The following is a 20,623-nucleotide window of genomic DNA, read 5'->3' as shown; positions in this document are numbered from 1 at the left end:
GACATGAACGATCTGGATGCAATTGCAAAACTTGTTCAGGCACTATTACCTTGGCGTGCACATCTTGTATTTATAGGTGGATGGGCACATCGGCTTCATCGATTCGACCCAAGAGCGCACAAGCCGGAATATCAGCCGATATTTACTCGTGATACTGACCTGGCATTTGCCAACAGAGCACCCATCGAAGGGGATATCAAGGAAGCCCTTATTCGGCATGGGTTCATGGAGCAGTTACGTGGAGAGCACCGGCCACCGGTTGCTCACTACACCTTGGGGGACGAAGACGGCGGATTCTACGCTGAATTTTTGACCCCGCTGAATGGAAGTGGAATCAAACGAAGCGGGGTGTCTGATGCGACCATGAAGATGGCGGGTATCTCGGCACAAAAGATTCGTCATTTGGATATCCTTCTTGTCGCCCCGTGGTTGATCACACTGGGCCCCGAATATGGCATACCGCTGTCATCAACAATCGACATCCAAGTCGCTAATCCACTTTGCTTCATGGTCCAGAAGTTTCTGATCCAGAAAGATCGCTCTCCGACAAAGCGAGCTCAAGACCTGCTCTACATATACGATACCATCGAACTTTTCGGCGATCTGCTAACGGAGTTTCATGAATCATGGAAGGACACCATTAGTCCTGTATTAGGCAAGAAACTGAGTGATAACATCCTATCCTTAAGTGAAAACACGTTTTCGGGCGTCAATGACATGATTCGAACCGCAGCGCAAATTCCACAGAATCGAAAACTTGCACCGGAACAGGTACAAAAAACCTGTCAGCTAGCGTTTGACATAATTTTCGATAGGTAGGCCTTATGCCAATGGGTGAGATATTAAATCAACACAATAAAAATTCACCAAGAAGATAACGTCTCTGTTAGGCGCGATAGCCCGCGTAGATACGATTAGCGCAGCGCAATCATACGCACGGGACAGGCAGTACATACATTCACGTCAAAAAGAGGCATTAAAGTAATTGGGGCAAGAGGAGTAACTGCTCTGGAAATAGTGATGCAATATGCGCGCGATTTGTACGACAAAGCTGCGCTAATCATGCCTACAGGTTAATCATGCGTACTCATAGTCAGTAAAACCCCACCATGGCAGAATCCATCATAGTCCATCTTCGTACTCAAGACCGTCAGTTTGTTGATAAGGTAGTTGATCATATGGCGAGTCCCATTGAGTATGAAAAACAGACATGGCGATACCCGTATAGAGAAGACTATACCCTGACTATTTATTTTTATGATGACATGCTCACTGAGTATGAGCCTGAAAACATAACCAACGTCACAGAGGCGCTCCAGGGCATGCCAGGCGTATCGCTGGCAATTGAGATGCGCAAGATTAGTGAACTGTAACAGTGAAAATCGGAGTGCCTGCCATGTGCGCGACGATCATGCCTGCGTTGCAAATACTCGCGATAGCCCCGCTATCGCTGTGCTCATTTGTTCCACCCTTGCCTTGCCCTGATGCGCCGGGCACATGTCCTTCACTCTCGATTTCACTGTTACAGTCCACTAGTGCCAACAAAGGTGTGAATGATGCCAGTGCATTCGCGCTGAGGCTCATCAGTATCTTGCCCGGAGTTGTCGATGATAATTATTCTGCGATCTGGACGCTGCAAGAAATAGCATCGTTCGCCATCAAGAGTGATGGTGGATTTCTTGATTGCTACAGAACTATACAGTCAGGCGGGTAGTGTGTGTAATTCGGACTTACTGCAACCAGCTATCAGAAAATTGAGGAGTGAGATGAGCTCATGAGTAACAGCCGCCGTAAAAAACCTGTCTGGGGCCAATGTGTTTGCCAAAGCGAGAAGGAAGAAAAGAAGCGCTGGCACAGTCGCTGGCGTAGCACTGAACGTGTGGCACTCGTCAGTGCAACACCAGCAGGGCTGGACGCTCATTTGCCTGTGCTGGAGCGGCAAGTCAGCAATGTATGGAAGATGGGTAAGGACAGGCATTCCTACCATTCTGCGCGTGACATGGCCGCTGCTGCTGAGATTGGTGCCAATCAAAAGGGGCGTACTCCGCAGGAGCGGGCGGCATTGACAAAGCGTTTTCTGAAGAAGTGGATGGGCAAATAACGGCCGTGCAAAATTCTCTGTTTTGATGAAAATTCTGTCGAATATATTTCAATGATGCTGGTAAATTGAATTCCATTCTTAATGTTGTGGATTTGGTATTGCATAAAAATACAGGGGCCAGCAAAATTAAGCTAGAATCACCGCCGGGGAATTTGCATGCTTTAAGTATGTTCAAGTCCTGAGCCAAGTCAGCAGTTTGTTACCTTTCCCATCGAATTACTATGCGCCTTGTTCTGAAGTTATTCCTCTCTCTTTCCCTCGCCTGTTCATTCCTGACAACCGCCCACAGTGCAGAAAACGGCAAGCCGGGTTTGCCCATGCAGCGTGCCAGTTTTGAGTATCACAGCGCGTTTTTGATGAACCTGCATCATTTTCTGCTGGATGTGGCGGTCAGAAAAAAATCACTGCAAGAGCTGCCCTGGGATAACAAACCCGGTGAGGCAGAATTCGCTATCCTGAAAGAGGCTGTTGATTTTTACAAGGCTGATTATGCCAAGCGTGATCCGCTGTTTGATGCGACCATGCAAGGCATCAAGCGTGGCCTGAGTGTGGATGACCAGCGTCGTGACGCCAGCGGCCTGGCTATTCCGGCACCGCTCATTGCTGTGTTGAACCGGGTTGCTCCTGTGTATGCCCGCTGCATCTGGGCATCGCAGAACAAAAGCAATCAGGACTGGATCAGGCAGACCAAACAGCTGGATGCAAGCTATGGCAAGGAAATACAGGCGCGCATAGAGAAGTATATGGTGCATGCTTTTCCGGCCAAGCCCATACGCAGTGATATCGTCGTGATGACGGGAACAAGGCAGGGCGCCTATACCGATGAACAGATCATCATGCCTAGCGGCAGGCCAGATTATCAGGGCCTGGCGGCGCTGGAAATGCTGTATCACGAGGCCTCGCACACCACCGTTACTGATACCCTGGTCGCTACCATCAATGACAGGATGAAGGCTGCGCATAGAGAAGGTGAGTCTGACTTATGGCATGTGCTGCAATTTTATACGGTGGGTAAAGTGACCCAGGATGTACTCAAGCAGAGCGCCAATCTGGACTACCAGCCCTACGCATTGAAAAATGGCCTGTATCAAAAAGCCTGGCCAGAATATCTGGATTTGATAGACCAGGTGTGGGAGCCTTATCTGGAAGGCCAGTTGAATTTCAAGGACGCGATAACGCAGGCGGTGGATCAGATGCCGGCGGAAAAGAAATAGTGAAACAGGGTGCGTCTCGACGCACCTTTTTGCTTTTATGAATATTGACGATCTGGTGCGTCGAGACGCACCCTACTTCACGGCATGGCATCGCTTTATCTTTTTATGACGTATTACCTGTAGGAGCGGCTTTAGCCGCGAATGGCCGATACGGCTAAGCGGTTCGCGGCTGAAGCCGCTCCTACATGACGACTATTTCACAGCAATGGGTTCCCTGGAATATACGCAAATCCCGGTCAGTAGGGTGCGTCTCGACGCACCCTACCAGATGTCGTTTGCGTGCTGCTGCGCATTGCCAAGTTCTGGGCAGAGCCTCAATATTCCCCGCACTTACATCCTGATACACCAGATACAAATCCTCTCATATCTATGGGTTGCTAAACCATGGATGTCTTACCTAGAATCAATGTTTGCCAAATGATCATCAGCTTGCCGCATTTATCCGGCAGGCTGCCTTGCTGACAATCTGTCCCCCATCCCCGCTGTTTGACTTTGATCTGTCGCTGCGTCCCGGAAAGGTAAGAAGAAAAATGAAAACCAGAAAATATCTCACGCTGCTGGTGGCAGCCGTTGTGGCGACTGCGGCCAGCGCCTTTGTTGTGCTGGGTGGTGGTAATTCACTGCCCGGCGGCGGCGGTGGGACGGCAGCGGCGGCTGGCTCTGGCCTGAAGGCGATGATGAATGCGATTGCGTCATCAGGTGATGCAAATTCACTGCTGAATGTCAGCGTCGCCGGTGACGGCACGGTAACTACTGTCGCGGGCAGCCCGGGCGCAGTGAGCTGTACCAGTGACGTGCTTGGCTACACTGGCAGTTGCAGCCAGTTGTTTGCGACGAATGCGACCGTGACCCTGCATGCGTCTGGCAGTGGCTTTGTTGGTTGGGCGGGGCCGGGTGTAGCCGCTGCCAGCACGGGTTGCAGCGGCACGGCAGACTGCACTTTTACCAAAACAGCGGATACCCAATATGTGACGGCGATTTTTTCTTCTGGTGGCGCAGTTGGATCCCTGCCGCAGCAGCTCTATACCGACATCACCTCTGGCCCCACTACTGGCGGCGAAAATAACAAGGGTATTTACCTGTCGGTCTTTGGCCAGAACTTTGGCACGACAGGGGCTGGCACCAATGCCAAGGTGTATCTCGATAATATCGAGGTAGATAATTACCGTTCCATCGGTGTCTCACGCGGCAGGGCAGACATACAGCAGATCACGGCACAGATAGGCGCACTCGGTAGCGCGGCCAATGGCAGTGACCTGCCTGTCAAGGTGGTCATTAATGGCAATGTCGCGACAGACGCGAATCAACTGAGCTTTAAAATCAACCCCGGCAAAATCTATTTTGTCAGCCTCGATGGCAATGACAGCACTGGGCAAGCGGATGACATCAACCACCCTTACCGGCACGTTCAACTGGTAGTCAGCAATAATTCCAATGACATCAATGTCGGCTGCACGATTGCAGGCGGCTTGCAGCCTGTGGCGACCGCTGGTGTATGGGGCATCGTCCTGCCGGGTGATTTTATTGTCATGCGTGGCGGCGTGTGGACTGATGTGCACCAGGCCGGTGACAATTATTTCTTGCGGGCGCAAAACAAATCCGGCACGCCGGCAACAGGCGCGGTGCAAAGCGGGCCGATCACGCTGATGGGCTTTCCGGCAGAAACCACGCAATTGTCGCAGGCACTCGCCAGCAGCAAGGACAATGCCTCCGGCGGCGTGATTACTTCTGCCGACAGTGCACGCCAGGAGATAGGCTGCGGTGCCGGCATCACCGTCACCAATCTGAAGATAGAGTCAGGCCGTGGCGATGGCATGATCAGCGTGCAGGCAGGGTATGAACTGAATAAATACAAGGGTGCCAACTGGCGTGTGGTCAATAACGAGTTGACTGCCTATACGGCTGTGCACAATGTCAATGCCAAGGGCGCGGGTGTCACAGGTAGCGGCAATGGCGTCGTGGTGCTGGGCAACCATGTGCATGATGTGTATTGCGGGCCGGACGATGGCAGCAGCTTTTTGCAAAACCATGGCTTTTATTTTGATGGCACCGGCTCTTACGAGGTGGCCTATAACGAAGTGGGCAATATCTTTGGCGGCAACGGTGTGCAGAGTTACAGTTCTTCTGGCACGCCCATAGGCAATATCAATGTCCACCACAATCTGATCCACGATGTGCGCAAGCATGGCATCAACCTGGCCGATGGTACGGCGGGCAATGTCAAGGTATGGAACAACGTTGTCTATAACATCCAGTATGCGGCAGTGCGTTTTAACACGACCGACATCGCTGGCGCAAAAATATATAACAACACCTTCTACAACACCAACACCGCTGGCAACAGCAATTATGGTGCATTGACGAATGACTGGAACTTGCCCAAAGGCGCGATGGATGTTGAAAACAATATCTTCTATGTTGCCACTGGCACGCCGTATAACTCAGGCTCGAATGGCGTGCAGGCCAGCGCAGGCACGTTTGCGCGCAACCTGTGGTTCAACGGCTCTGGCAGCCCTGGTCTGGATAGCACCGCGATCATGGCTATCCCGCTGTTTGTGCAGGCGGGTGCTGACTTTCATTTGCAAACCAACAGCGCCGCGCGTGGTGCGGGTTCGATAGCGACAGCAGTGACCTCTCTGGTGACCAACGACTATGATCTCAAAGCCCGCAACCCGCAGGCCATGGATGTGGGGGCCTATCAGTCAGGTACTGCCAGCGATACCGGCTTGCCAGCGGTGAGCGTTGCACCAACTATTCAGGGGACGCCGCAGGTCGGTAGCAGCCTGAGTGTAAGTACAGGCACCTGGATCAATAGCCCGACGAACTATCAATATCAATTGATAGTCAATGGTGCCGATGTTGCAGGTAGTAACAGCAACAGCTTTACGCCAGCCAGCACAGATGCGGGCAAGGTCATTGCATGGCGTGTTACCGCGAGCAATGCCAAGGGCGCTGTCTCGGTCATGAGCAATTCAGTTACGGTGGCAAGTGTTGCTGTGCCCGTCAATGGCAGTTGTGGCAGTGCTGACGGCGCAAGCTTCAGCAGCGCGCCGACGACAGGTTTGTGCAGTGCTGGTGTCGCGTCTTTATTGAAAGGCACAGGCCCATGGACCTGGACTTGCGCCGGTTCCAACGGCGGCACGACGGCAAGTTGCAGCGCTAACCTCGGCATTGTGCAGGCCCCGGTCAATTCCATAGCGCCTGCCATTTCCGGCACGCCTTTCGTCGGTAGCGCACTGGCTTGTTCAACAGGCACCTGGAGCAATGCACCAACGAGCTATGCCTATCGCTGGAAGCGCGGCACTACCCAAATCTCTGGTGCCACTGCCGCCAACTATATCGTCAGCACGGCAGATGTAGGGCAGGCGCTGACTTGCACAGTCACCGCAAAGAACAGTGCAGGTTCTGCTACTGCTGTTTCAGATGCAGTGACTGGCCTGGTACCAGCGCCAATCACTCCGCCGCAAATCGTGCAGACTGCAGCCCCGGTGTTTGCTGATGGTTCGACCCGCCCGGTCACGATCAGCTTCCCCAATCCTGTCAAGGCTGGCAATCTGATCCTGGTTTCCATGGCATCCACCCAGGGCCACACGTATAACTTTACTCTGTCAGATAACAAGAACGCGGGCAATTACACCTGGTACCAGACCGATGCCTGCCAGAACACCTGTGCTGGCTGGTTCTACCTGGTCGCGCAAAAGGGTGGTAGCAGTTTCACGATCAGTGCCACTGGTGGTGCGGCGCAATCGCTGGTCATGTCGGCGATTGAAGTCAGCAATTTTGACCCTGCGATATTTGATGGCAAGCCAGTTATTGCTAATGGCATTGGCGGCACTGGTAATACTAGTGCCACGGCAAGTGCGGGCAAGCAGACTGTCTCGGCTAATTCACTGGTACTCAGCGTCTATGGTGGTGACCCAGATCAGGTCATCACTCCTGGCAATGCAGCAGGCGCATTCAATGCTGCTTATGCCAATACCCTGACTTACGGTACGCAGATTGCCACGGCAGCGACAGTGGGTAGCACCCCGGTATCGTGGAAAGTGACACAGCCCAAAGGATGGACAGGCTGGTCAGAAATGGTCATTGCCATCAAGGGCTTGCCGGGTGCCGTGCAGGCTCCGGCATCTGCCGTGATCGTGCAAACGGCTGCTCCGGCCTATGCAGATGGCGACACCAGGCCTGCGGCTATCAGCTTTGCCAATCCGGTCAAGGCAGGTAATCTGATCCTGGTGGCGATGGCCAGTAACCAGGGCAATACCTATAACTTTACCGTTACCGACAACAAAAACGCAGGCAACTACATCTGGTATAAAACCGATGCCTGCAAGTCTTCTTGTGCCGGGTGGTTCTATGCAGTTGCAAAAACCGGCGGCACTTCGTTCACCATCAATGCCAATGGCGGCGCAGCGCAAGGCGTGGTGATGGCAGCTTATGAAATATCGAATTTTGCTCCGACGATATTTGATGGCAACCCTGTCACCGCCAGCAATATCAGCACCTCAGCCAGCGCCACCAAGACTACCTTGCAGTCGAACTCCTTGGTATTTGGTGTGTATGGCGGCGATTATGCGCAAAGCATAGTCCCTACCTATGGCATGGGCGCGCTCAGCTATACCAACCCCAATACCCTGACCTTTGGCACGCAGCATGCGCCAGTGACGGCGTTAGGATCATCCGCCATGGCATGGAGCGTCGCGCAGCCAAATGGCTGGCTGGGCTGGGCAGTGACAGCGATTGCGATCAAGAGCGCGGTGAGTCCGTAGGCTTCTTAGATCATCTTGCCGTTGATGTAGCGTTCAAAACGGTGTTCAAAGCCCCATCGACACGTTGATGGGGCTTTTTTGTAGGGTGCGTCTCGACGCACCCTTATGCGCGTGCACATTGAAATTTTTGACCGAAAAGTGGTGCGTCAAGACGCACCCTACTTCGCTGGGCAGTGACGGCGATTGCGATCAAGAGCGCGGTGAGTCCTTAGGTCTCATAGATCATCTTGCCGTTGATGTAGCGTTCAAAACGGTATTCAAAGCCCCGTCAATTCGTTGATGGGGCTTTTTTGTCGGCTACCTTATAACGCAGCCTGCGAGGATGTTGTTGGGGCGATGCAGGCAAGCAGTTTCTGCAAATAAGTATCCAGCACTGGTTTCACAGGCACCTTCAACCAAAATTCAAGTACCAGCACGGCCAGCCCAAAAACCGATATCGCCAGTTGCCTGGGGCGTAAGGCGATTGCGCACTCTGCGTGGTTGGAAAATAGCTGAGCTAAATGGGTGGCGATATTCATGGTATGGGCTCTTTCATCAATGCTGCATTAGTATTAACTGGCACAGTTTTACTGCAATAGATGCCAGTGTGCAGTATTGCCAGTTAAATGAAAATTGCCTAGAATCGCATGGTCGCTATAAATAAATGTATATGCCATGAACGCTGAGCCGAACTGGGAGTGGTACCGCACCTTCTTGATGGTCATCGATACCGGTTCGCTGTCGGCAGCAGGGCGGGCGATGGGCATGACGCAGCCTACTGTTGGCCGCCATATAGACAGCCTGGAGAAGGCGCTGAATTTAAAACTGTTCACGCGCACGTTTGACGGCTTCGCGCCAACGGAGGCGGCGCTGGAGCTCAAACCCTATGCCGCCGATGTTGCGGCTACCGCTGCAGCATTGCGCAGGGTTGCCAGCAGCCATGGATCAGGTGTGCGCGGCACGGTGCGGGTAACAGCCAGTGAAGTCACCTGTGTAGAAGTGCTGCCACCTATTTTGACGGCATTGCGGCGGCAACATCCTGAACTGATGATAGAGCTGGTGCTGTCCAACCGTGTCGATGATCTCTTGCACAGAGAGGCAGACATCGCCGTGCGCATGGTCAATCCAGAGCAAGATGCCTTGATCGCTAAGCGTGCCGGTGCAATTGAAATTGGGTTTTTTGCCCACCAAAGCTACCTGGCTGATTTTGGCATGCCAAAAACTATGGATGAGTTATCGCGCCATACCATCATTGGTTTTGACCAGGAAAATGCCTTCCTGCGTAAATTGAAGTCCAAATTCCCCACGCTTGAACCCTCGTCATTTGCCTTGCGTACCGACAGTGATCTGGCGCAATTGGCGGCAATCCGCGCTGGTTATGGCATAGGGGTTTGCCATTCTGTGCTGGCTGCCAGGGACAAAGACCTGGTCCGCGTTTTAAAAACACAGTTCTCGGTCAACCTGGATATATGGGTCGCCATGCACGAAGATCTGCGCGAAAGCCCGCGTTGTGCCGTGACATTTGCTGCGCTCACTGCGGGTTTGAAGGACTATGTCAAGAAGCATGCTTGAAGCGCATTTTTTCATGCTTGAGGGAGTTTAAAACCAGGCACATGACCTGGCACTCCTGTTGCAAAACAAATGCAAGACCATGTAGTAAAAATAGCTGGTCGCCGGAATAGGCTACAAACTATCAATCTTCCCATTCATCTTCATTTGGCATATCCCATATGGCTATGCATTAATGCATAGCCGCTAGTCGGCTTTCTGCAATTTCTTTTACCCAGGCATTCGCCCATACTTCTTTCATCGCAATACGGCTGCAAACGGCAAGGCCTCATCAGGGATTTTGCCAACCGAAGCAAAAGTATTTCAACAGACCGGCGATGACTGACGCAATCACCTATTAATTTTTTTAATACATTGAACTTATTTCAGGAGCTTTTCATGAACACAACTAGCAACTCATCCAGAAACTCATTTGGAAAATATACCCGTAAAACCATGCAGATGGCCGCCGCAATTGCATTGCTGGGCACGAGCCTGACTGCGGCTTTTGGTGCGACCGCTGAGACAAAGGCATCTGCCCCTGCTGCAATCACGCCAACGCACCAAACCCGCGTGACCACAGCACATCAGGGACTGACTAATCAATGGATTTTGCTGTGGAATGGCGATCTGGATTTGGCAAAGTCCATCATCGCGCCCGATTTTGCTTTGCATGCCACTCTGCTCGATGGCCGCCCTGACACTGCAATTAGTGGCCCCGCCGGACTTGCAGCCTGGGTCGCGCAAAGCCATGCGCTGTTCAAAAACCTGCGCTTCACGGTACAAGTCGGCCCCATTGTCGATGGCAATTTTGCAGTGCTGCGCTGGGAGGCAACGGGCAACTATGGTGGTGGCATACCCGGCACAGGTGCAGCCGTAGGGACACCGCTGAAATTCACAGGTACAGACATACTCCGCATCGAAGGCGGTAAAGTAAAAGACTATTGGCTGCACGCCGATACGGCAAGCCTGTTGACGCAGTTAAAGTTTGGGCAGGCAGCGGCCACGAATTAAAACCTTCTACAGCAGGTGCGATTACGCTAGGCCAATCGTACCTGCCACTCATTTTTTTTACTCTCAGCCTACATACTCAACTCGGTTTCTGCCTTGCTGCTTGGACCGGTACAAAGCCTGGTCGGCATGCGAGATCAATTCAGCGGCGGTCATCGGGTTGTGTGGATCAAAGGCGATGACACCAAAACTGCTGGTGACGGCGATGGATTGCTGGTCGCTGATGGCGATCTCTTTTTCGCGAATTGATTTCAGTAATCTTTCGATGAGGCCTTTACCATGGTTGACGTCTAGTCCGGGGATGATAATCAGGAATTCTTCGCCACCGTAGCGGCCAACGGCGTCAGACTGGCGCACTGTGGCATTCAGGCGGCGCACCACCTCGATCAATACGGCGTCGCCAGCAGGGTGGCCGTAAGTGTCGTTGATGCGTTTGAAGTGATCTAGATCCAGCAGGGCCAATAGCAAGGGCGTTTGCTGGCGTTGTGCCTTGCCGATTTCCATGTCCAGCATTTCCATCATGGCAGAACGGTTCCAGGCAGATGTCAGGCCATCGCGCAAGGCGCGTACCTTGAGTTGTTCGCGGGATATTTCCAGCTCACGCGTGCGTTCTTTGACGATGGCTTCGGTGCGTGCCTGTAGCTCGGTCAGCTTGCGCAGGCGATAGCGGTGGAGGATAAAAACCAGCAGCATCAGGGCTGCAGCGATCAAGATGTAAAACCAGATGGTTCTCCACCACGGCGGCTGTATGCGCAGTTCCAGCGATTTGATCGCCGAGGTTTGCTGGGCATCGGCATTGCTGACAAAGTATTCAAAGCGATAGTTGCCTGGTTCAAGCGCGGTGTAGCGCACTTTGGGTGTCGTTGAACTTGACCAGTTTTCTTCCAGGCCACTGAGGCGGTAATGAAATTCCAGCGCGCTGCGGTTTCTGAAATTAAGGCTGGCCAGCACCAGTTCCAGCGGTTGGGGTGACCAGGCCAGCGCCAGCGGTTTATCGCTGGTGTAGCTGGCGCCATCTCTGTGGATGCTTTCTATCAGGGTATTGAGTTCGTGTTCTTTGAACAGATTCTCAGGTTTGAGTATGTGTGAGATGCCATTGCTGGTAGCCACCCACATGGCGGCATCGCTGTCTTCATAAAAGCTGTGACCATTGGTTTCATTCCAGACGAAACCATTGCTTTGATTGAATAGCCGCCACTGTTTTTTATTCCAGACCGCGATACCGGCATCGGTACCTGCCCACAGCCAGCCACGGCTGTCTTCAAGCAAAGAGAAAATGACTTTTTCTTTGAGCACCGGTGATTCTTGCTGCCGTAACTGCAAGACGCCATTGCTGACACTGGCACGCAATAAGCCCGCCTGGTGCGTGCCCAGCCACAAGTCATTCTCTGCAGTGCAGGTAATGGAAGACATATTGGGCGGCAGGCCATTGAAACTGACCGGGAAATTAGCCCAGTTCCTGCCATCAAAACGCAGCAGCTGATTGCGCGCAATGAACCAGACATGGCCATTTGGGCTCAGGCACAGATCACGAAAATTCTCGGTTTTGGGCATCTGCAAACTGTCTAGCCCGGCAGGGCGCATGACATTGATCTTGCTGGCCTTGCTGTCGAACACAAACAGCCCGTCTGTGGTGGCCAGCCAGATATTTCCCTGACTATCGGGCAGCATGCGGATAATCTGCGGCAGGCTTGCTACTTGCGCATAGAGCCTGGTCTTTGCATCGTAGCGCATCAAATGCCCTGAATAAGTGCCGCCCCACACCGTACCAGACTGATCGACCACCATGCCTGACCATTGATGGTTCAGTGTTTGCTGTTTCTCGGTGACGTTGTTGAACTGACGCTGGCCCGGACGCAGTTGTGCCGGACCAGAGCGTGTACCTATATGCAAAACCCCGTCCTTGTCCCTGACCATGGAAAGGGCAACATCGTCAGGCATGCCTTGCGCCATGGTCCAGCTTTCCCAATTGCCAGAACCCAGCCATTTGACCAGGCCCAGCCCGCGTGAACCCAGCCACATGCCACCATCTTTGTCATATAGCAGGGCAGTCAGGCCGCCTGCTATTTTCAGGCCATTCTTCCGGTCAAAATTTTCCCAATGGTCTTTGTTCCAGCGTATCAGTGACTGGTTGGCATTGCTGAGTATGCGTCCTTCTGCATCGGCAGATATCCAGGTGACCAGTCCTTTTTTATGCAGGATGTCGCCTGGTGGCGTTCTGTCGGTGAATTGTTTTTCGCTGGGCTGCAGAACCACAATATGCTGCTCACCTCTGGCCCAGAGTTGCCCGCTGTTGTCGCGGTGAAAACTTAGCCACTGGTCGCCAGGCACACCTTGCGCTGCATCCCAGACATGAATTTGTTTGCCTGAGTATTGACAGATCGATGAACCGCAACCCAGCCAGAAATCACCGTTTTTTTCACGATGAACACTCAACAGGGTATCTGGCGCTTGTTGTGAGAAGCTTTGCTGCGTGGGGAAAAGTACTTGCAATTGCGGCTGGCCCTGGGCCATCTTCAGTGGCAAATTCAGTGCATACAGGCGTTGCTGGCTGATGAAAAACAGAGTGCCGTCTGGCGATGTATTGAATTTCTGGCCTGGAGAAATTGGCAGTTTTTTGCCATTGTGGAGTATGGGTTCAAAGCGCTCGCCCTTTTTAAGGTAAAGGCCGTCACTATTGCCTACCCAGAGCCGCTGTTGCGCATCTACATGCAGAGCAGTAACGAAGGGTTCGGGCAAGCCCTCTGCTTTGGCGTAGCGGCGGAATTCAGTGCCGTTGTAACGAAACAGCCCATTCTCTGTACCGACCCAGATATAACCATCACCATCGCTCGCCATCGCGCTGACAGACAGATTGCTGAGGCCATCAAGCTGGGTGTAGTAGCGCAGCGGTATCTGTTGCGAGCTGGCCGGTGTTACCCATGTCACCAGCATTAATATGAATAGCACGAACATCAACTTCGATACGACCATCAACTTCAATATCTTGCAACGGGCAAAACGAGGTAAAAATTGACCTGTGTAGCAATACAATTTCGCAACTCCTTAAACTTGACTAGGCGTCATTTTTTTGACTATCTGGTGCGATTTGACATGCAAGCGAAATTTTTGGTCACGCAAATGTCATAGAGTTGCCGGTATGAAAGCTACCGATTTTCCATGGTCAGGAAATTTTCTCAGCGGGGCGGAAGCATGTCACAAAAAGAGTAAACAAGCTACATGGATCAGTAGTTTTTGATGAAGCAAGCATGGACTTGCGCATCTCTATTGGCATGCGCGAGCCTGTTAAAAACGTCAAGACTGCAAACGGTTCTTGAGATCATCCAGCAACCAGCGCCCCGCAGGCCCGGGCGTGCGGCTGCGTTTATGGGCGGCATAAATCGTCAGGCCTTCTTTGGGGGTGGGGTCGTTCTCGATTTGCAGGGCGACCAGTTCGCCGCTGTTGATGTGCCCGGCAACCAGGTGTAGCGGCATGCGGCACCAGCCAAAACCGCCGAGCAAGAAATCGAGGCGACGGCCAAGATCGACAAAGCGCCAGAGCCTGGCGCTGGCGACGCCATAGTTGTCACTCTCAGGTGCGACCGGGTCGGACAGCACGAGTTGCACATGGGGCTCAAGATCAGCCTGTGTCACCGGGCGGCCCTGCGTTGCCATTTTTGCCAGTGCTGCCAGCGGGTGGCTGGCCGCCACCACGGCCTGCATGTCTATGCGCAGCAAGGGGTAAGCGGCAATATCGTCAGGCACGGTTGGCAGCAGCAGGCAAATCGCAATCGCAGCAGCATCGCTGCGCAAGCGCCTCAGCGAACCGCCCAGCCCCTCGGTCGAAAAACTGACTGGCAGATGAGGGTAGGTCTTGCTCAGCATCGATAAACTATCTATCAGCGGTGCGCTGGGCACCAGCGGGTCTATCGCGATGACCAGTTCGGGTTCCAGGCCTGCGCGCGTGCCTGCCGCCATTGCTTCAAAACGGGCAGCGCTGGCCAATACATGGCGCGCCTGTTCTACCAGCACACGCCCGGCTTCTGTCATGCGGGGTTTGTGGCCGCTGCGGTCAAACAAGGCCACACCCTGCACGTCCTCCAGCGTCGAAATGCTCTGGCTGATGGCTGACTGCACACGCCCCAGCTTGCGGCCTGTGGCAGAGAAGCTGCCAGTGTCGGCGATGGTGACGAGTACCCGTAACTGGTCCAGTGTCAAGCTACCTATCAAGATGCTTCTCCTTGTTGTGTATCATAAATTATGATGGACTTTATCATAATTTAATCTCTATTGAAGAAGCCGCTGCAGCGATATAGTGAGTTCCTTTTTCAAGGAGATATCTCATGACACAACCAACAAAACTCCTGGTCATTGAAACCAGCCCGCGCGGCGATGCATCTGTCTCACGCAATATGACACGCCGCTTTGTGCAGGAATGGCGCAGCGCGCATGCCAATGGCAAAGTCGTCGAACGCGATTTAATGCAAACCGGCCTACAGTTCACCAACGCCGCCTGGCTGCAAGCCTACTTCACACCACCCGCCCAGCATAGTGCCGCCATGGCGGATGCATTGAGTTTGTCCGACGAATTGGTCGCAGAGCTGCTGGCCGCAGACCACATCGTTATCGCGACACCGGTTTATAACTACAATGTGCCCGCGCTATTGAAGGCATGGATAGACCACATCGTGCGCAAAGGCCTGACCTTGGGCTTTGATGGCAGCGGCCTCGTCCACGGAAAAAAAGCCACCGTGCTGATCGCCTCTGGCGGCGTCTATACCGAGGGCTCACCAATACGTGAACGCGACATCGCTACACAATACCTGCGCCTCATTCTTGGTGTCATCGGCATCACTGACGTGACTTTTGTTGCGGGTGGCGGTGCCAAGAGGGTGGACCTGGGGGAGGAGACGATGGATGACTTTGTGGGTAAGCTCGAGGCAGATATCAGACATGCAGCGGGTGTGCAGGCGAACAACGAGTAGAGCACGTCATTACCCTGACGTAGGGCGCATTGTAATGCGCCGCATGACGTCTTAAAGCTTCTCACAGGAGCGGGCCTTATCAGATGCAGCAATAGTTCTTCACTTCCGGAATAAAGCATCTATGCGTTGACGTTCTGTTTCGGCCTTGTGTCTGAAATCTTCAGCGAGAGAAATAAGCTGGCACCGTCTTGTTGCCTTCTCGCCAGCGACGAGCAAAGTATAATGATGAGAAGTCAGTTCCTGGCACCAGGACAAGGCGAATCCGCATGAAGACACTGCTATCTGGTCGTCATCACACAGAGCGGCATACTCGAAGGCGGCGTGAACCAACATTTTGCCTAACCCCACGCTCTTCCAGTTTTGAAAAGTCGATAATTCTGCATCTGCCTGCGCGAAATAAGCAAAGGCTTCAGGCGGTGAATTGAGTGCAGCATACATCTGTAACAAATCACTGATGATAATGATTTTGTCTCGGTCTGTTTTTGCCTGACTCAGATTTACTTCAAGAATTTTGATGACTTCCCGATATGCACCCAGTGCCTTATATGCATACTCTAGCGTGACTGAAACTTCACGTTCATCTCTGCGGTCTCTTGCCCAGTTATCTATATGCTTGCGCGCTTGCTTCAGGTCACCAAAATATAAGTGACGTTCATAAAGGGCATAGTCATTTTCATCAGCAGGGTGGGCAGGATGCTCCGAGCAGCGATTTGCCCACCAGCTATCCAGACACTCATAAAATTCTTCTGATTCTGTATCGTCCTGGATTTTTTTATACAGATCAGGGAAGTGAGTGCGTACGTAGTCGTGTGTTTCTGTTTTTAGCGCCCAATACATGAATTCAGTGTCAAATCCACCGTGTGTATCCATGTCTATATTCTTTGCTTTATAGAACGAGGGAATATCAAGTGGGTCCCGGTAACTTGCCAGCAAATAGGCACCCAGCCATAGCGAGTAAGTGGTGCCGCTGGTGTCGTCATTAATGAGAGAATCTATTTCTTGTGCAAACAGATAGCGAATCAGTTCTTTGTCAATTTCTTGAAAATCATATTGTATTGCAAGCAGGGTAGCGTATCTTTGCTTTGCATTGAGATCGATCGCCAAATCTTCCGTGTTCATGGTTTGACTGAAATCTGGTGCCAATTCGCCCCAGTGGTCGCGGGTGTTTCTGTATCTGTCTAATGCGTGCATGAGCGAAAGAAAAGTAAGGTGGTGCTGTTCATTTTAAGGGCATACTCATATAAAATCCACAACGCTATCAATAGCGACCAATAAATTTTGCCAGCCTCTCATCCATACACCCGATAAGGAAACGAATGCGCACCAGCCATGCACTGCCCGCCATATTGAGTTTGTTTCTGACATCCCTTACAGCTGCGCAAACCAATACCGCTACTACGGCTGCAATGCCTGATAAAAATACAGTCTTGTCGCCCGCAGTTGAAGCTGAACTGAAAGACAAACTGCAAACCATATTCAACACCGCCTGCAGCAAGGATGAATTCTCTGGTGCCTATGTGGTCGCAAAAGCTGGCAAGATCATCAGCGAGGCCGCCTGTGGTGAAGCCAGCAAGCGCTACCATGTGGCCAATACGATAGACACCAGGTTTAATGTCGCCTCGGTCGGCAAGATGTTTACGGCAGTGGGTATAGGTCAGTTGGCAGAGGCGGGGCGTTTGTCGTATGCAGACACGGTCAGCAACTATGTGGATGCCAGTTGGTTGTCGCCTGAAGTGGCGAAAAAAATCACCATAGGCCAGTTGCTGTCGCACACATCGGGCCTGGGCGATCTTTTCAATAGCAAGTTTCTCAACGGCCCGTATATGCAGATGGTCGCGTTGCGAAACCTGGATGACTACAAGCCATTCACACGTGATGCGAGGCTGGAGTTTGCACCCGGCAGCAATTATTTGTACAGCAATATGGGTACGTTTTTACTTGGTGTCATCATAGAAAAAGTCTCGGGACAAAATTATTATGACTATGTACGCCAGCATGTGTTCCTGGCAGCAGGCATGAACAGTACAGATAATTATGTCAGGGATGAGGGAGCAGAAAATCTCGCCACCGGTTATCTGGGCAAGCAAGCTGCGATGGCAGGCAGAAAAGAAAACACTGTCCTCATACCATTGCGCGGCGGGCCGTATGGCCTGGCTTATTCGACCACGCATGACCTGCTGCGTTTTGCCGATGCACTGCAGGCAGGCAAACTGCTCAAACCAGCGACACGCCAGCTGTTCTGGCAAGACCAGACCGCAGGCCGTGCAGACAAGGGCAGCTATGGATACTGCTTCGAATTAAGTGCGGGCAAGCTGGGCAAAGTCGTGGGACATAGCGGGCAGTTCACCGGGGTGTATAGCAAGCTCGACATGTATCTCGATGCGGGCTATACCGTGGTCGTGCTGTCGAATTATGAGCCAGGTCAGCAACCGCTGGCGGGGCGCATTGCGGCTGTGCTGGAGAGTATGTCAGGAAAGTAGGGTGCGTCTTGACGCACCACATCGTCAATAGTCAGAACGGTTCAACGCAAAAACGGTGCGTCAAGACGCACCCTACGGGCTGGTTGTAGGAGCGGCTTTAGCCGCGAATGGTCGATACGGTAAAGCGGTTCGCGGCTGAAGCCGCTCCTACAGAAAATGCGCACTGCATCACAAGCTTGAAACAGTATGACGTGCGAGCCTTGCCAGTGAGTAGGGTGCGTCTTCACGCACCACATCGTCAATAATCAGAATGGTTCAACGCAACAACGTGCGTCAAGACGCACCCTACTTGCTTTTAGTACCACCGTCGGTGCGCTTGACAAGCGTGATAGTCTTGATATAGCCTTAGTGTTCAGTCTGATTCAGACTACAAATAATTTTTGACAACAATCATGCAAACTACTTCGTATCCACAAATAGCAAGTACGCCGGAGCCACGCTCCCTGCGTAGCTTCGCCTGTGGCTGCGAGGTTTTGTCGCTTGTTGCCCGCATTAATAATAATGACTCCAACTCGAACTCGGGCTGGGGTCGTTTCGCTGTATCTGATTAGTATTTGATCAAATAGCGAAAACCACGATTCAAAAAAGCCCGGAGATTCCGGGCTTTTTTCATTTCCGGAATCCGAAGGCGGCATTTTTATCAACCCGCAATCAAGGAGCAGGACATGTTTACATTCGAGGAAATCGCATTACAGGCAGGTAAAAAAGTAAGAGTAGAAGGCTTTGTGGCGACCACCCGCATACAGAGCAAAATGGCATTCGTCATTTTGCAGTCTGGTGCGAGCAAGGTGCAAGTCGTGTCATCGGGCGCGGCGCGTGAACAGGCGAAGGCCTTGATGCAGCACGCGTATGCGGCAGTTGAAGGCATAGTCGTTGCATCGGCGCAGGCACCTGGCGGCTTTGAGATACAGGCAGAGTCGATTGAGCTGCTGTCACCAACGATACAGTGGCCGATATCCGCAGGGAGTGAAATTGGCACCAGGCTGGCATGGCCGGTTGCACGCTTTCGCGAACGCAAAGAGGCCTTGGCGCTAATAGTGCAAAGTGAAATCGAAATGGAAATGACCAGCTATCTGAGGAGCCAGGGTTTCATTGGCATACATTCTCCCAAGCTCATGGGTGCGCCGTCTGAATCTGGTTCAGAGGTGTTTGAGGTCAAGTACTTTGGTGAACGCGCTTATCTGGCCCAGTCACCGCAGATCTACAAGCAAATTGCCATCATGGCAGGCCTGGGCAAGATTTATGAAGTCGGCCCGGTATTCAGGGCAGAGCCGAGTTTTTCTTCGCGCCACGCGACCGAGTTTATCTCCTTCGACGTGGAACTCGAGGGTGTTAAAAGCGAAGTCGAGATCATACAACTTGAGTGTGCAATGATCATTGCCGCCTTGCAGCAGGTGATCACCAGGATGGGCCCTGAGCTGGCCTCGCATTACTCCAAAGCGACGGTGCCAGCCGCCTGCCATATCCTCGAATTTGCCCAAGCGCAGGCCTTGCTCGGCGTATCCGGCGACGAATCATTAAGTGCCGAGGAAGAACGAAAACTCGGCGCGATGATGCAAGAGCAGGGCCATGAGCTGGTGGCACTGACCCGTGTACCGTGGAAGCAAAGACCGTTCTACCATATGCGCGAAGGCGAGAGCCTGACACGGAGTTTTGAGTTGCTGTATCGCGGCGTAGAAATTACCACGGGTGCGATACGCGAACACAGATACGATGTCCTGATGGCGCAACTCGCCGAGAAAGGGCTGACAGGCAAGGGCCTGGAGTTTTATCTGGAATCATTCAAACTGGCAGCACCGCCACACGGCGGCTTTGGCCTGGGCCTGGCACGTTTGACCGCGCTATTCCTGGGCTTGCCGGGGATTAAAGAGGCGACGTTTATCCATAGAGGGCCAGGACGGCTGTCGCCTTGAGCATGAATCGTTCGTTGATTTTCAAGGCGCTTAAAGAAACGCAGATGGGAGGTGCAGAGTAACGCACCTGCATCCTGGTTTAAAACTTCGTTTCCCACTGCGCATTGCCGCTTCTGTTGGTCGCGCCATAAATGGTGCGCGCAACTGCACATAGTGCCATAAGCTGTATCATCAACAGATACCATCCCGCTTCACCGGCGGCGACGGCGTCTTGGGTATGGCTATTGAGGCGCATGGCGTGCTTGACCCTGGTCACGTAGAGCGAAATAAATTCCATGAATGAAGCTGGTGATGGATGTGCGACCTTGCCCATGAAGTAGAACGACAGGTAAATACCCAAGAAAATCTGCAAGACGAAAGCCACGGCAACCAGCAACAAAAAGGCAAAGTCAATGCGGCTGGCTGGAAACTTGAAATGGTTTGCGATCAGATAAAACCCGCTCAGGGCACAAAACCCCATGAGGATCGCACCTATGGGCAGGAACACCAGATAAGAAAATGAAAAAAGATTCAGGCCAGTGCCACGCCAGATGATGGCGTTGACCAAGCTCACCAGCAGCGAGCTGATCAGGCAACATGCCCAGGCGAGGGGTCTTGCGTATGGAGATAGGGATGTCACTGGCTGGCCTTGATGTGGGTAGGGTACT

The 20,623-nt window shown here is 52.5% G+C and carries 17 protein-coding genes; 12 read left to right on the top strand and 5 right to left on the bottom strand.

Annotated features, from left to right (window positions below):
* The first annotated feature begins 3 nt into the window (after positions 1-3).
* From ACO0LL_RS27905 to ACO0LL_RS27880, 6 genes are all read left to right on the top strand, one after another.
* Entirely contained in the window at positions 4-819 is an 816-nt protein-coding gene (locus ACO0LL_RS27905) for a GSU2403 family nucleotidyltransferase fold protein (RefSeq protein ID WP_422954087.1), read from the top strand.
* A gap of 290 nt (positions 820-1,109) precedes the next feature.
* Positions 1,110-1,373: a hypothetical protein gene (locus ACO0LL_RS27900; RefSeq protein WP_422954086.1), complete on the top strand. Its 264-nt coding sequence runs from the start codon at positions 1,110-1,112 to the stop codon at positions 1,371-1,373.
* Between the two features lie 23 nt (positions 1,374-1,396).
* On the top strand, positions 1,397-1,714 hold the full coding sequence (locus ACO0LL_RS27895) for a hypothetical protein (RefSeq protein ID WP_422954085.1): 318 nt from the start codon (positions 1,397-1,399) through the stop codon (positions 1,712-1,714).
* A 60-nt stretch (positions 1,715-1,774) separates the two neighbouring features.
* Positions 1,775-2,101: a hypothetical protein gene (locus ACO0LL_RS27890; RefSeq protein WP_422954084.1), complete on the top strand. Its 327-nt coding sequence runs from the start codon at positions 1,775-1,777 to the stop codon at positions 2,099-2,101.
* A 221-nt stretch (positions 2,102-2,322) separates the two neighbouring features.
* On the top strand, positions 2,323-3,315 hold the full coding sequence (locus ACO0LL_RS27885) for a hypothetical protein (RefSeq protein WP_422954083.1): 993 nt from the start codon (positions 2,323-2,325) through the stop codon (positions 3,313-3,315).
* Between the two features lie 530 nt (positions 3,316-3,845).
* Positions 3,846-8,081 carry a hypothetical protein gene (locus ACO0LL_RS27880; RefSeq protein ID WP_422954082.1) on the top strand — a complete coding sequence of 1,412 codons (4,236 nt, stop codon included), beginning with the start codon at positions 3,846-3,848 and terminating at the stop codon, positions 8,079-8,081.
* Positions 8,082-8,383: 302 nt separating this feature from the next.
* Here ACO0LL_RS27880 and ACO0LL_RS27875 read toward each other — a convergent pair whose 3' ends face one another.
* Positions 8,384-8,599, bottom strand: a complete 216-nt coding sequence (locus ACO0LL_RS27875) for a hypothetical protein (RefSeq protein ID WP_422954081.1) — start codon at positions 8,597-8,599, stop codon at positions 8,384-8,386.
* Positions 8,600-8,735: 136 nt separating this feature from the next.
* Between ACO0LL_RS27875 and ACO0LL_RS27870 the strand changes: the two genes are divergently transcribed.
* Both ACO0LL_RS27870 and ACO0LL_RS27865 read left to right on the top strand, forming a co-directional pair.
* Entirely contained in the window at positions 8,736-9,632 is an 897-nt protein-coding gene (locus tag ACO0LL_RS27870; protein WP_422954080.1) for a LysR family transcriptional regulator, read from the top strand.
* 375 nt (positions 9,633-10,007) lie between these two features.
* Positions 10,008-10,622, top strand: coding sequence for an ester cyclase (locus ACO0LL_RS27865; protein WP_422954079.1), 615 nt, complete (start codon positions 10,008-10,010; stop codon positions 10,620-10,622).
* 63 nt (positions 10,623-10,685) lie between these two features.
* On the opposite strand, the gene ACO0LL_RS27860 is transcribed toward ACO0LL_RS27865, so the two are convergent.
* Both ACO0LL_RS27860 and ACO0LL_RS27855 read right to left on the bottom strand, forming a co-directional pair.
* Complete coding sequence (locus ACO0LL_RS27860) at positions 10,686-13,592, bottom strand: ligand-binding sensor domain-containing protein (RefSeq protein WP_422954078.1); 2,907 nt, start codon at positions 13,590-13,592, stop codon at positions 10,686-10,688.
* A gap of 321 nt (positions 13,593-13,913) precedes the next feature.
* On the bottom strand, positions 13,914-14,828 hold the full coding sequence (locus ACO0LL_RS27855) for a LysR family transcriptional regulator (protein WP_422954077.1): 915 nt from the start codon (positions 14,826-14,828) through the stop codon (positions 13,914-13,916).
* A 113-nt stretch (positions 14,829-14,941) separates the two neighbouring features.
* Between ACO0LL_RS27855 and ACO0LL_RS27850 the strand changes: the two genes are divergently transcribed.
* Entirely contained in the window at positions 14,942-15,583 is a 642-nt protein-coding gene (locus ACO0LL_RS27850; protein ID WP_422954076.1) for an FMN-dependent NADH-azoreductase, read from the top strand.
* A gap of 99 nt (positions 15,584-15,682) precedes the next feature.
* Here the strand turns inward: ACO0LL_RS27850 and ACO0LL_RS27845 are convergent, their stop codons facing one another.
* Positions 15,683-16,702 carry a hypothetical protein gene (locus tag ACO0LL_RS27845; protein WP_422954075.1) on the bottom strand — a complete coding sequence of 340 codons (1,020 nt, stop codon included), beginning with the start codon at positions 16,700-16,702 and terminating at the stop codon, positions 15,683-15,685.
* Positions 16,703-16,899: 197 nt separating this feature from the next.
* Between ACO0LL_RS27845 and ACO0LL_RS27840 the strand changes: the two genes are divergently transcribed.
* The 3 genes from ACO0LL_RS27840 (at position 16,900) to ACO0LL_RS27830 (ending at position 19,976) form a co-directional block, all read left to right on the top strand.
* On the top strand, positions 16,900-18,063 hold the full coding sequence (locus tag ACO0LL_RS27840; protein WP_422954074.1) for a serine hydrolase domain-containing protein: 1,164 nt from the start codon (positions 16,900-16,902) through the stop codon (positions 18,061-18,063).
* A gap of 392 nt (positions 18,064-18,455) precedes the next feature.
* On the top strand, positions 18,456-18,614 hold the full coding sequence (locus tag ACO0LL_RS27835; protein ID WP_422954073.1) for a hypothetical protein: 159 nt from the start codon (positions 18,456-18,458) through the stop codon (positions 18,612-18,614).
* Between the two features lie 114 nt (positions 18,615-18,728).
* The gene (locus ACO0LL_RS27830) at positions 18,729-19,976 is read left to right on the top strand and encodes an amino acid--tRNA ligase-related protein (protein WP_422954072.1); all 1,248 of its coding nucleotides are present in this window, start codon (positions 18,729-18,731) and stop codon (positions 19,974-19,976) included.
* Positions 19,977-20,055: 79 nt separating this feature from the next.
* Here ACO0LL_RS27830 and ACO0LL_RS27825 read toward each other — a convergent pair whose 3' ends face one another.
* On the bottom strand, positions 20,056-20,595 hold the full coding sequence (locus ACO0LL_RS27825; RefSeq protein WP_422954071.1) for a hypothetical protein: 540 nt from the start codon (positions 20,593-20,595) through the stop codon (positions 20,056-20,058).
* Positions 20,596-20,623: the final 28 nt, after the last annotated feature.

The sequence above is a fragment of the Undibacterium sp. TC4M20W genome (assembly GCF_049340245.1).
Classification (GTDB): domain Bacteria; phylum Pseudomonadota; class Gammaproteobacteria; order Burkholderiales; family Burkholderiaceae_D; genus Undibacterium.
This window is presented reverse-complemented; position numbering and strand designations above follow the sequence as displayed.

Bases quoted from the DNA above. Each gene is read 5' to 3' on its own strand.
- ACO0LL_RS27845 (WP_422954075.1), bottom strand. From the start codon at position 16,702: ATGAACACGGAAGATTTGGCGATCGATCTCAATGCAAAGCAAAGATAC.
- ACO0LL_RS27840 (WP_422954074.1), top strand. From the start codon at position 16,900: ATGCGCACCAGCCATGCACTGCCCGCCATATTGAGTTTGTTTCTGACA.
- ACO0LL_RS27880 (WP_422954082.1), top strand. From the start codon at position 3,846: ATGAAAACCAGAAAATATCTCACGCTGCTGGTGGCAGCCGTTGTGGCG.
- ACO0LL_RS27850 (WP_422954076.1), top strand. From the start codon at position 14,942: ATGACACAACCAACAAAACTCCTGGTCATTGAAACCAGCCCGCGCGGC.
- ACO0LL_RS27835 (WP_422954073.1), top strand. From the start codon at position 18,456: ATGCAAACTACTTCGTATCCACAAATAGCAAGTACGCCGGAGCCACGC.
- ACO0LL_RS27870 (WP_422954080.1), top strand. From the start codon at position 8,736: ATGAACGCTGAGCCGAACTGGGAGTGGTACCGCACCTTCTTGATGGTC.
- ACO0LL_RS27900 (WP_422954086.1), top strand. From the start codon at position 1,110: ATGGCAGAATCCATCATAGTCCATCTTCGTACTCAAGACCGTCAGTTT.
- ACO0LL_RS27905 (WP_422954087.1), top strand. From the start codon at position 4: ATGAACGATCTGGATGCAATTGCAAAACTTGTTCAGGCACTATTACCT.
- ACO0LL_RS27865 (WP_422954079.1), top strand. From the start codon at position 10,008: ATGAACACAACTAGCAACTCATCCAGAAACTCATTTGGAAAATATACC.
- ACO0LL_RS27875 (WP_422954081.1), bottom strand. From the start codon at position 8,599: ATGAATATCGCCACCCATTTAGCTCAGCTATTTTCCAACCACGCAGAG.
- ACO0LL_RS27830 (WP_422954072.1), top strand. From the start codon at position 18,729: ATGTTTACATTCGAGGAAATCGCATTACAGGCAGGTAAAAAAGTAAGA.
- ACO0LL_RS27885 (WP_422954083.1), top strand. From the start codon at position 2,323: ATGCGCCTTGTTCTGAAGTTATTCCTCTCTCTTTCCCTCGCCTGTTCA.
- ACO0LL_RS27895 (WP_422954085.1), top strand. From the start codon at position 1,397: ATGTGCGCGACGATCATGCCTGCGTTGCAAATACTCGCGATAGCCCCG.
- ACO0LL_RS27860 (WP_422954078.1), bottom strand. From the start codon at position 13,592: ATGGTCGTATCGAAGTTGATGTTCGTGCTATTCATATTAATGCTGGTG.
- ACO0LL_RS27890 (WP_422954084.1), top strand. From the start codon at position 1,775: ATGAGTAACAGCCGCCGTAAAAAACCTGTCTGGGGCCAATGTGTTTGC.